9 protein-coding genes are annotated in these 10,032 nt (G+C 74.8%); 3 read left to right on the forward strand and 6 right to left on the reverse strand.

Annotation, left to right across the window (positions count from 1 at the left end; genetic code table 11):
• Positions 1-56 precede the first annotated feature (56 nt).
• The 5 genes from ACFU7Y_RS31850 to ACFU7Y_RS31870 form a co-directional block, all read right to left on the reverse strand.
• Positions 57-887, reverse strand: a complete 831-nt coding sequence (locus ACFU7Y_RS31850) for a carbohydrate-binding protein (RefSeq protein ID WP_224282334.1) — start codon at positions 885-887, stop codon at positions 57-59.
• 124 nt (positions 888-1,011) lie between these two features.
• On the reverse strand, positions 1,012-1,941 hold the full coding sequence (locus ACFU7Y_RS31855; RefSeq protein WP_224282333.1) for an AraC family transcriptional regulator: 930 nt from the start codon (positions 1,939-1,941) through the stop codon (positions 1,012-1,014).
• A 146-nt stretch (positions 1,942-2,087) separates the two neighbouring features.
• The gene (locus tag ACFU7Y_RS31860; protein WP_224282338.1) at positions 2,088-2,885 is read right to left on the reverse strand and encodes an SCO1664 family protein; all 798 of its coding nucleotides are present in this window, start codon (positions 2,883-2,885) and stop codon (positions 2,088-2,090) included.
• 44 nt (positions 2,886-2,929) lie between these two features.
• On the reverse strand, positions 2,930-3,496 hold the full coding sequence (locus tag ACFU7Y_RS31865) for a DUF3090 domain-containing protein (protein WP_224282337.1): 567 nt from the start codon (positions 3,494-3,496) through the stop codon (positions 2,930-2,932).
• 183 nt (positions 3,497-3,679) lie between these two features.
• Positions 3,680-4,372: a histidine phosphatase family protein gene (locus tag ACFU7Y_RS31870; RefSeq protein WP_224282332.1), complete on the reverse strand. Its 693-nt coding sequence runs from the start codon at positions 4,370-4,372 to the stop codon at positions 3,680-3,682.
• A gap of 135 nt (positions 4,373-4,507) precedes the next feature.
• On the opposite strand from ACFU7Y_RS31870, the gene ACFU7Y_RS31875 reads away from it, so the two are divergent.
• Entirely contained in the window at positions 4,508-5,488 is a 981-nt protein-coding gene (locus ACFU7Y_RS31875; RefSeq protein WP_224282331.1) for a magnesium and cobalt transport protein CorA, read from the forward strand.
• Positions 5,489-5,513: 25 nt separating this feature from the next.
• Here the strand turns inward: ACFU7Y_RS31875 and ACFU7Y_RS31880 are convergent, their stop codons facing one another.
• Entirely contained in the window at positions 5,514-6,560 is a 1,047-nt protein-coding gene (locus ACFU7Y_RS31880; RefSeq protein ID WP_224282330.1) for an LLM class F420-dependent oxidoreductase, read from the reverse strand.
• A gap of 250 nt (positions 6,561-6,810) precedes the next feature.
• Here ACFU7Y_RS31880 and ACFU7Y_RS31885 point away from each other — a divergent pair, with 250 nt between their 5' ends.
• Positions 6,811-7,791, forward strand: a complete 981-nt coding sequence (locus ACFU7Y_RS31885) for an aldo/keto reductase (protein ID WP_224282329.1) — start codon at positions 6,811-6,813, stop codon at positions 7,789-7,791.
• A gap of 59 nt (positions 7,792-7,850) precedes the next feature.
• Positions 7,851-9,965 carry a helix-hairpin-helix domain-containing protein gene (locus ACFU7Y_RS31890; RefSeq protein WP_380770466.1) on the forward strand — a complete coding sequence of 705 codons (2,115 nt, stop codon included), beginning with the start codon at positions 7,851-7,853 and terminating at the stop codon, positions 9,963-9,965.
• Positions 9,966-10,032: the final 67 nt, after the last annotated feature.

Here is a 10,032-nt window from a genome sequence, read left to right on the forward strand (position 1 = left end):
GGTCGGCCCTGCCGCCGACCGGGCGCCCGGCCCCTCGGGCGACGCGGCCGGAGCCGCTACGACCGCTGCCAGAGGGCCGGCACGTTCGGCGGCTCCCAGCCCACCATGGCGGTGTGCGCCTGGAGGCAGGTGTAGGAGACGCCGGAGTAGGTCACGCGGTCGCCCGCGTTGTACGAGGCCCCCGGGGCCCAGGTGCCGCCCGGCGGCGTGGTGGGGCCGCCGGTGGAGGTGGCGGTGGGCGTGGGCGTCGGGCTCGGCGTGGTCTGCGGAACGTTCAGCACGAAGTCGAAGCTGCCTTCGCGGGTCTGGCCGTTCTGGCGGACGTTCATCAGCAGCCGGGCGTCGTAGATGGTGTCCGTGCTGTTACGCGGCTCCCCCGGGAAGTACAGCTGGGTGGTGACGATCGGGCGGCCGGGGGCCTGGAGCTTGACGTGGATGTGCCGGGTGCGGCCCGGGTAGAGGCCGGGCACGATGGTGTCCAGCCTGAAGGCGCCGTTGGCGTCGGTGAACTGGTGGCCGCGGAAGGTGTAGCCGCTGTTGTCGTAGTTGCCGCCGTCGTCGGCCTGCCAGAAGTCCAGCAGCACGCCGGAGATGGGCCGGCAGGCACGGCCGAAGACGTAGCCGCTGACGACCAGGCGGGTGCCGGGTCCGTCGTTGACCATCGAGCTGCGCAGCGGGGAGTTGGGCTTGAAGTACGGCCCTTCGGTCTGTTCGATGGTGGGGGCGTCCCCGTCGTGGCACTCGGGGGTGAAGCCGAGCGGTTCGCCGTTTCCGATCCGGTCCCGGGCCAGTGCGACTCCGCCGCCGACCAGCAGCGGGGCAGCCCCCAGCGCGGCGGCGGCCTTCAGGACGGTCTTGCGGCTGATCATGCCGTCGGACGTGGGCATACGCCGTCTCCTTCTCGTGAGGCGGGGGTGGGGGCGGCCCTTGCCATGGTGGGGGCATGACAAGGACCGGACCGGTCGACCCGCCCTCGCGCGCCGGACCGGCCGCCGGTGGCCAGCAGCAAAGTTACGGGCCGTCCGGCGCCACCGCGATGGACATGATCCGGGGATCGTGGTGATTTCCGTCGACCCTGGCCCGGAACTCCCCCGGGGTCATTCCGGTCTCCCGACGGAAGAACCGGCAGAAGTACGCCGGGTCGACGAAGCCGGCCTCTTTGGATATCTGACGGATCGTCAAATCCGTGCAGGCGAGCAGCCGCTTGGCCTCCAGGGTCTGCTGGCGGCGGATCAGTCCGCCGGGGGTTCGGCCGGTGGCCTGCTTCACCAGGGTCTGCAAGTGCCCCGGAGAGACGCCGAGTTCCTGCGCGGTGGAGGCCACCGAGTGCCGCACCCCGCCCGGCCGGGCGATCAACCGGGTGAAGGCGGCGGCCACTTCGACCGAACGACCGGGCACCGCCGGACGGTCGGCCGGGGCACAGGCGCGCAGCGCCCGGACGATCAGGATGTGCAGGCTGGCCCGCAGCACACCCTGGTAGCCGGGCGCCCTGGTCCGGTACTCGCACTCCATGTCGGCGAGCAGCGCGGCGATCGCGTCGGCCTGGTCGCCGAGCGCGAGGGCCGGGCGGGTGGCCAGGGCCCGCAGGGCGGCGAGGTCCTGGGGGTGGCCGAGCAGGAAGTCCTCGTTGAACAGGACGACCCGGCCGGCCAGCTCCTCGGCGTCCGCCCAGTAGTGCACCTGGCCCGGAGTGATCACGCACAACTGCGGTGGTGCCAGCGGCCGGTGGACGAGGTCCAGGACGTGGGCGCCGTGACCGCCGGTGACGTGGACGATCTCGTAGAACGAGTGCCGGTGGGGGAAGCCGGCCCGGGAGAGCGGGCCGATCGCGTCGAAGCCGCCGATGGCGAAGGGGAGCAGCTGGGGCAGCGGGACCTGTAACCGGTGCAACGGCAGGTCCGGCGTGGTTCGGGGGGTGGGGGTGGTCCGTCGCACATCCATCGGAGCAGTGTGCGACCTGTTCCGGGGACAGGTCCAGACCATCTGCTGCCGTTTTCGAGGACAGGTCCAGACCACCGGCGTTCCAGGGCGGCGGCCCGGCCCCGCCGGCACCGGCCTCCGGGACGGTCCGGCCTCCGGTACCCCGGCTACACCGGCGGCCAGGGGATCGCGGGCCAGTCCTCGGGCGGCAGCGGGTGCCGGCCGGAGCCGCGCAGCCCGGCCACCCGGGCCCGGGTCGCGTCCAGCTCGGCCGCCGTCAGGTGCGGGGCGAGGCGCTCGGCAAGCTCGCCGTCCAGTTGCTCGGCCAGCCGGGCCAGCACCTCCAGCGCCTCGGTGGGCAGCGGGTCGCCGGCCCAGCCCCAGAGCAGAGTGCGCAGCTTGTCCTCGGTGTTGAAGGTGACGCCGTGGTCGATGCCGTACACCCGGCCGTCGGCTGCCGGGATCAGGTGGCCGCCCTTGCGGTCGGCGTTGTTGAGCACCGCGTCCAGCACGGCGAGCCGGCGCAGCCGCCGGTCGTCGTGGTGCACCAGCAGGGCCGTCCGCCCGCCCTCGACCTCGGCCCGGACGATCGGCAGCCAGCCCGACTCCGGTCCGCGCGGGTCCTGGAGCGCGAGCAGCGGCTCGGCCTGCGGGTCCGGCTCGACCCACAGCTGCACCATGCCGGGCCCGTGCGGACCCTCGCGCAGCACGGTGGGAGGGATCAGCGCCCAGCCTGTCGCGGCGGACAGTTCGTACGCGGCGACCTCCCGGCCGGCCAGCGTGCCGTCCGGGAAGTCCCACAGCGGGCGCTCGCCGGCCACCGGCTTGTAGACGGCTTGGGCGCTCAGCGAACCGTGCGCCACCGTGCAGTACAGCGCGGCGTTGGAGGCCTCGGTGAGCCGGCCGTGCACCGTGAGCTCACCCTGGCGCAGCAGCGCGAGGGCGGTGGGCACGTCGGCGGCCAGCGCGGCGGCGGCCGTCGGGTCGGCCTGCGGTGGGGTGTCGGTGTTCAGCGCCGGTAGCCGTTCGCGCGCGGGCACAGGTGGCCCTCCGGGTCGAGCGGCAGGTTGCAGAACGGGCAGGGCTTGCGGCCGGCCGCGACCAGGTCGAGCGCGCGCTTGGCGAAGACCCGGGCCATCGCGCCGGACAGCCGCACCCGCAGCATGTCCGGGCCGTTCTCGTCGTCGGTGAAGACCGCCTCGGCGGCGTCCTCCTCCTCGTCCTCGATCAGCGCCTGCGCCTCGACCACCAGGCAGCTTTCCATGCTGTCCCAGGCCAGGGCCATGGTGCCGACCCGGAACTCCTGCTCCAGCGGGAGGTCCAGCGGAGCGGTGTCGAGCAGGTCCTTCGGGGCGGCGGCCGGGATGGCGGCGTCGCCGCCGCTGCGCCGCAGCGCCTCGTCCAGGACCTCCTCGATGCGCTCGGCGAGCGCCGCGACCTGGGTCTTCTCCAGCAGCACGCTGGTGATCCGGCCCCGGGCGCTGGCCTGAAGGTAGAACGCCCGGGCGCCGGGCTGGCCGACGGTGCCGGCCACGAACCGTTCGGGCTGGTCGTAGAAGAAGACCTGACGGGGCACGCTCTCGCTCCGGATCATGTCGGTCGGCGCGGTTCCGCCGGGGGCGGGTCGCGGCCGGATGGACTCGTTAGTCACCCTACGACCTTCGGGCTCCGGCCGGGGAGCCGAGCCGACGGCCGCGGGCGGGGGTGGCACCCGGGGAACCGGACGGTGCCGCCCCGGGCGGCCCGTCGGCGGCGGGCCTCAGGCGGTGCCGCCGACCACCGCGTCGCCGGCCGGGGTGGCCGCGCTCGGGCCGGGCCTGGGGGCGAGCGGGGCGAGGTCGCCGGTGTCGCCCATCCTCAGGACGAAGGGCCGCTGCGGGGTGTAGCGGATCGCGGTGACGGAACAGGGTTCGACACTGATGCGCTGGAAGTGGTCCAGGTGCAGCCCGAGCGCGTCGGCCACCACGGCCTTGATCACGTCCCCGTGCGAGCAGGCGATCCAGACCGCGTCCTCGCCGTGCTCGGCGGCGATCTTCTGGTTCCACTCGCGCACCGCGTCCACCGTACGGTGGCTCAGCTCGCGCAGCGACTCCCCGCCGGGGAAGGCGGCCGCGGCGGCGTGGTCCTGCACGGTGCGCCAGAGCGGCTCCTTGGCCAGCTCGGCCAGCGGGCGGCCGGTCCACTCGCCGTAGTGGCACTCCCCCAGCCGCTCGTCCTCGGCGGGCGGGCCCAGCTCGGGCCGGGCCGCCAGCAGCGGCTCCAGCGTCTGCCGGCAGCGCTCCAGCGGGCTGCTGACCGCCTGCACCAGCGGGATGCCGGCCAGTCGGCCGGCCAGCCCGGCGGCCTGCGCGCGCCCGGTGTCGTCGAGGTCCACGCCGGGCGTCCAACCGGCCAGGATTCCGGCGGTGTTCGCGGTGGAGCGGCCGTGGCGGACGAGCAGCAGGGTGGGCATGGGGTCAGCCTACGGCCTCCGGGCCCGGCCGTGGGCCCCGGTTCTCCGCCCGGCCCGACCCGGCCGCTGCGGGCCCGTGGACCGGTACCACCCGCATCCGTGCCGGACGGCCCCGTTCGGGTGACAATGGCCCGCATGATCGTCCACTGCGCCGCCTACCACGACGGCCGCCGGATCGAGGCCCCCGAGGACCTGGCCGGCGCGCTCGCCGCCGCCCGCGCGGCCGGCCCTGACGGCTTCGTCTGGATAGGCCTGTTCGAGCCCACCGCCGAGGAACTCGACCACGTCGGCAAGGAGTTCGCGCTGCACCCGCTGGCCGCCGAGGACGCCGTCAGCGCCCACCAGCGCCCCAAGGTGGAGGCCTACCAGGGCTCGCTGTTCGTCGCCCTGAAGACCCTCGGCTACTCCCCCGGCGGGCACGTCGTCACGGTCGGCGAGGTGATGGTCTTCCTCGGCCCGGACTTCGTCATGACCGTCCGGCACGGCGAGGACAGCCCGCTCGGCGGACTGCGGGCCACCCTGGAGCAGGAGCCCGAACTGCTGCGCTACGGGCCCAGCTCGGTGCTGCACTCGGTCTGCGACACCATCGTGGACGGCTACATGGACGTGGCCACCGCGCTCCAGAGCGAGCTGGACGAGCTGGAGGCGGACATCTTCTCCCCGGGCCGGGTCGGCCGCGACACCGCCGGACGGATCTACGGCTACAAGCGCCAGGTGATGTCCGTGCGCCGGGCCACCGGCCCGCTGCTGGAGCCGATGCTGTCCCTGGAGCGCGGCGCCCGCCTCGTCCGTACCGAGACCGCGCCCTACCTGCGGGACGTCGCCGACCACGTGGCCCGGGTGAACGACCAGGTCGACGGCATGGACCGGCTGCTGTCCGACATCCTGAGCGCCAACCTGGCGCAGGTCAGCGTGCAGCAGAACAACGACATGCGGAAGATCTCGGCCTGGGCGGCGCTGGCCGCCGTGCCGACCATGATCGCGGGCATCTACGGCATGAACTTCGACGACATGCCCGAGCTGCACCAGTCCTGGGGGTACCCGGCCGTGCTGGTGCTGATGCTGGTGGTCTGCCTGGTGCTGCACCGGGTGTTCAAGCGGCACGACTGGCTGTAGTGCCGCTTGCCCGTCCGCCGTCCGGTCAGGCCAGTCCGGCGCGCTCCAGCGCCTCGACGCCGGTGCGCAGCGCCTGGATCCGCTCGTCCAGGGTGAACCCGGCCGGGGCCAGGGTGAGCGTGCTGACGCCCGCCTCGGCGTAGGCCTGCATCCGGTCGGCGATCCGGGCGGTGTCGCCGATCAGCGAGGTGGCGTCGATCAGGTCGTGCGGGACGGCGGCCGCGGCGCCCGCGTAGTCCCTGGCCAGGTACTTCTCCTGGACCTCGTCGGCGGCCTGCTCGTAGCCCATCCGCCGGGCGAGCTGGTTGTAGAAGTTCTTCTCCTTGCTGCCCATGCCGCCGATGTACAGCGCGGCGTACGAGCGCAGGGCGTCGACGCCGGCCTTGATGTCCTCGCCGACCGCGAGGTTCACGGTCGGGCAGAGGTCGAAGCCCTCCAGCGTCTTCCCCGCCTTGGTGCGGCCGGCCGTCAGCGGGTCGAGGGAGAGCGCGGCGTGCTCGGGCGAGAAGAAGATGCCGAGCCAGCCGTCGGCGATCTCGCCGGTCAGTTCCAGGTTCTTCGGGCCGATCGCGGCGATGTACAGCGGGATGTGCTCGCGCACCGGGTGCACGGTGAGCTTGATCGGCTTGCCGGGGCCGCCGGGCAGCGGCAGCGTCCAGTGCGCGCCCTCGTGCACCAAGCGCTCGCGGGACATCGCCTTGCGGATGATCTCCACGTACTCGCGGGTGCGGGCGAGCGGCTTGTCGAACTTCACGCCGTACCAGCCCTCGGACACCTGCGGGCCGGAGACGCCGAGGCCGAGCCGGAACCGGCCGCCGGACAGGGTGTCCAGGGTCGCGGCGGTCATCGCGGTCATGGCCGGGGTGCGGGCCGGGATCTGGAAGATGGCCGAGCCGACGTCGATCCGCTCGGTCTTCGCGGCGACGAAGCTGAGCACCGTGGCGGCGTCCGAGCCGTACGCCTCCGCCGCCCAGCAGACCGAGTAGCCGAGCCGGTCCGCCTCCTGGGCCACGGCGATGTTGTCGGCGTCCATGCCGAGTCCCCAGTAGCCGAGGTTGATCCCGAGTCGCATCTGCCGCACCTTCCAGTGGGTTGGGGTTGTGGCGAGGGTAACCGCGCCTGCGCCGGTCATGCTACTGACCGGTAGGGGTGGGCTGGGTCACACTCGCCATGTTTCCGCCGCAGTGATCGTTCTGCGGGTCTGCACCCCTGTCCGCGCACCGGCCGCTACGCTCAGCCGACGTGGGGAGCACTCTCCCCACCTGCTCGTTTACAGGGCTGCCGGGCCTTCCGGGGCCACCGGCCAGTGGAGGGCCCGTCCGATGGAAAAGCGTCACCTCGGCCGTACCGGCCTCCAGGTCTCCCGGCTCGGCCTCGGCACCATGACGTGGGGCCGCGACACCGACGAGCACGAGGCCGCCGAGCAGCTCAAGGAGTTCGTCGACGCCGGCGGCAACCTGGTCGACACCGCCGACGTGTACGCGGACGGCGGCGCCGAGTACCTGCTCTCCCGGCTCACCGACAACCTGATCCCGCGCTCCGAGCTCGTCATCGCCACCAAGGCCGGCAGCGTCCCCGAGTCCGCCCGCCGCTTCGACGGCTCGCGCGGCCACCTGCTCGCCGCCCTGGACGCCTCGCTGCGCCGGCTCGGCACCGACTACGTCGACCTGTTGCAGGTGCACTCCTTCGACCCGGCGACCCCGGTCGAGGAGACCCTCAGCGCCCTCGACATCGCCGTCACCTCCGGGCGCGCCCGCTACGCCGGGGTCTGCGACTTCAGCGGCTGGCAGCTCGCCAAGGCCGCCACCTGGCAGCGCGCCCACCACGGGCGGGTGCCGCTGGCCGGGGCGCAGCTGGAGTACTCGCTGCTCCAGCGCGGCATCGAGCGGGAGGCGCTGCCCGCCGCGCTGGACGCCGGGGTCGGGGTGCTGGCTGGCTCGCCGCTCGGGCGCGGGGTGCTCACCGGCAAGTACCGGCACGGCGTCCCGCAGGACTCGCGCGGCGCCACGCCGTACCTGGCCGGGTTCGTCCAGCCGTACCTCGGGGAGCGCTCGCGGCGGATCGTGGACGCCCTCGCCACCGCCGCCGACGGGCTCGCCAGCAGCCCGCTGGCGGTCGCGCTGGCCTGGGTCCGGGACCGGCCCGGGGTGGCGAGTGCGCTGGTCGGGGCCCGGACGGTGGCGCAGCTGCAGGCGGCGCTGTCGGTGGAGGCGCTTACGCTTCCGGATGAGATCCGTGGTGCGCTGGACGACATCTCGTCGCCGGTGCACCGCTACCCGGACCAGGGGTGGACCGAGCTGTGACCCAGGGCCCGGGTTGTCGAGCAGAACCTGCAGTGGAGTGACCTTTGGAGCGGACGACGATGACTGACACGGGGAACGGCGCTCCGGAGGCGACCGACGGGGCCCAGCTGACCCCGGAGGAGAAGGCGGCGAAGTTCGCGGAGCTGGCGCAGCGGGTGCGGAGCATGGGCGGGCAGGGGCCGGAGCGCGGCGCTTCGGCACCGCGGGAACCGGTGCGGCAGCCCTCGGGGCCGGAGGCCCCCGTGGCGGACGCCACGGGCGGAGGCGGTCCGGCCGCTCCCGCCGCCCCGGCTGCTCCGGCGGCGGTGCCCCACCGGCCGCACGGCGACGCGCTCCGCGCCACTGCCGAGGTGCTGACCGCCGGCGGTGCCCCGGCCGAGCTGGCGGCCGCCGCCGTGGCCGAGTTCGGCGAGGAGGCCCCCCAGCGGCTGCGCGAGGACCCGTGGGCGGTGCTGGGCCTGCCCGGCGTCCGGCCCGAACACGCGGACGGCTTCGCCCGTGAGCTGCTCGGCCCCGAGGCCGGCCCGGGCGACGAGCGCCGCGCCCGGGCGCTGGTGCCGTGGCTGCTGGAGCAGGCGGCGCTGCGCGGGCACTCCGCGCTGGAACTGGCCGAGGTGGCGGCCGGACTCGACCGGCTCCGGATGCCCGACCCGGCCGCCGCGATCCAGGCCGCCGTCCAGGACGGGCGGGTGCTGCCCTTCCAGGAGGAGCTGACGGGTGCCGAGGCGCACGCGGCGGGTGGCGAGGAGGACGAGGCCCCGACCCGGACGCTGCTCGCGCTGGAGGGGCTGGCGATGGCGGAGGACAGTCTCGCCGAGAAGCTGCTCCAGCTGATGGCCGCCTTCGTACCGGGCGAGGACGCCGACGCGAGCGAGGACGCGGACGAGGCCGCCGACGCCGACGAGACCGGGGCCGACGAAACCCGGGCCGACGCGGATGCCGCGGACGCCGCGGAACAGACCCCCGTCGCCCCCGGCCCGGCCGCTTGGGCGGCCGCCGCCGAGGCCGCGCCGTCCTCCTCCGCGACCGCCCTGATCAAGGCCGTCGGCGAGCACGCCCTGGTGCTGCACACCGGAGGCGAGGCGGCCCGCGCCGAGCCGGCCGCGCTGGTCACCGCCGCCCGGGGCCTCGGGCTGCGGGCCTGGGCCGCCACCTGGACCGACCAGGGCCGGAACTCCTTCGCCGCACTTGCCGGGACCGACACCGGGGCCGGGGCCGTCGTGGTCACCCTGGCCGAGCTGCTCTCCGGCGCCGCCGGCCCCGGCCGCGCCCCGGACGGCTCGCTCGCCCTGGACCTGCTGGTCGTGCTGGACGCCCCGCTGCTGGACGTCGAACTGGCCGCCACCGTCCTGGAGTCGCTGGCCGACGGCACCCGCCTGGTGCTCAGCGGTGACCCGGGCCAGCTCTGGTCGGCCGGCCCCGGCCGGTTCTTCGCCGACCTGCTGGCCGCCAAGGCCTGCCCGGCGGTCGCCTCCCGCACCCCGGACTTCGGCCCGATCGGCGAGCTGGTCTCCGGCGTCGGAATCGGCGAGCTCCAGCCGGTCGAGGCGCCGGACAAGGAGGTGGTCATCCTGACCGCCAAGGACGCCGGCGAGGCCGTCCACCGCGCCATCCAGCTGCTCACCGACTCCATCCCGCGCGCGCTCGGCATCCCGGCCGAGCAGGTGGTGCTGCTCACCCCGGGCCACGGCGGCCCGGCCGGCACCCGCGCGCTGAACGCCGCCGCCAAGGCCCGGCTCAACCCCGGCCCCGGCCGGTTCGGCGGCTTCGACCCGGGCGACCGGGTGGTCGACTCCCCCGCCCCCGGCGTCACCCGCCCGGCCCGGGTGCTGGACGGCGACGCCACCGGTCTGCACCTGGAGTACCCGGACGGCTCGCGCCGGACCGTTCCGCCGGCCGAGGCCGCCCGGCTGCGGCACGGCTGGGCGCTGACCGTCCACCAGGCGCTCGGCCGGCGCTGGCCGGGCGCGGTGGTGGTGCTCCCGGAGGACGCCGCCCCGACGCTCACCCGGCAGTGGGTCTACACCGCCTTCGGCCGCGGCGAGCGGCACCTGTCCGTGGTGCACGCGGCGGGCCCGGCGCTCGCCCAAGCCGTCGCCGGGCGCCAGGCGCAGCCGCGCACCACCCGGCTGCGGGCGGTCCTCGCCGAGAACGCCACCGCCTCGGCGTACTGACGGCCGCTCCGGCCGGCCCCGCTGCGGCGGCCTGCCGGGCGGGACGCACGAGGGGCGGGCCCCGGTC

Origin of the sequence: Kitasatospora sp. NPDC057542 (assembly GCF_042801945.1) — a bacterium.
Lineage (GTDB): Bacteria > Actinomycetota > Actinomycetes > Streptomycetales > Streptomycetaceae > Kitasatospora.

Coding starts and splice junctions, on each gene's coding strand:
- ACFU7Y_RS31850 (WP_224282334.1), bottom strand. CDS start 887: ATGCCCACGTCCGACGGCATGATCAGCCGCAAGACCGTCCTGAAGGCC.
- ACFU7Y_RS31855 (WP_224282333.1), bottom strand. CDS start 1,941: ATGGATGTGCGACGGACCACCCCCACCCCCCGAACCACGCCGGACCTG.
- ACFU7Y_RS31890 (WP_380770466.1), top strand. CDS start 7,851: ATGACTGACACGGGGAACGGCGCTCCGGAGGCGACCGACGGGGCCCAG.
- ACFU7Y_RS31870 (WP_224282332.1), bottom strand. CDS start 4,372: ATGCCCACCCTGCTGCTCGTCCGCCACGGCCGCTCCACCGCGAACACC.
- ACFU7Y_RS31885 (WP_224282329.1), top strand. CDS start 6,811: ATGGAAAAGCGTCACCTCGGCCGTACCGGCCTCCAGGTCTCCCGGCTC.
- ACFU7Y_RS31875 (WP_224282331.1), top strand. CDS start 4,508: ATGATCGTCCACTGCGCCGCCTACCACGACGGCCGCCGGATCGAGGCC.
- ACFU7Y_RS31880 (WP_224282330.1), bottom strand. CDS start 6,560: ATGCGACTCGGGATCAACCTCGGCTACTGGGGACTCGGCATGGACGCC.